A 257-nucleotide genomic window follows, 5' to 3' on the forward strand; every position below is an offset into this window, starting at 1 on the left:
ACCAACTGAGCTAATGGCTCCTAAAATAAAAAAAAGACACAAAACAAAAAACCAATGGTGCCGGCAAGAGGACTTGAACCCCCAACCTACTGATTACAAGTCAGTTGCTCTACCAGTTGAGCTACACCGGCATATTAAACTGGAAATAAAAAATGGTGGAGGATGACGGGATCGAACCGCCGACCCTCTGCTTGTAAGGCAGATGCTCTCCCAGCTGAGCTAATCCTCCGAAATATGTATCGCCTGGCGACGTCCTA

General features: G+C 46.7%; 2 tRNA genes. Both read right to left on the reverse strand.

Annotation, left to right across the window (positions count from 1 at the left end):
* Nucleotides 1-55: 55 nt before the first annotated feature.
* A tRNA-Thr gene (locus CN378_RS14510) sits at nucleotides 56-131 on the reverse strand.
* Nucleotides 132-153: 22 nt separating this feature from the next.
* Nucleotides 154-229 (reverse strand) — tRNA-Val (locus tag CN378_RS14515).
* Nucleotides 230-257: the final 28 nt, after the last annotated feature.

This window comes from Bacillus sp. AFS015802 (assembly GCF_002561455.1).
GTDB lineage: Bacteria > Bacillota > Bacilli > Bacillales > Bacillaceae_B > Rossellomorea.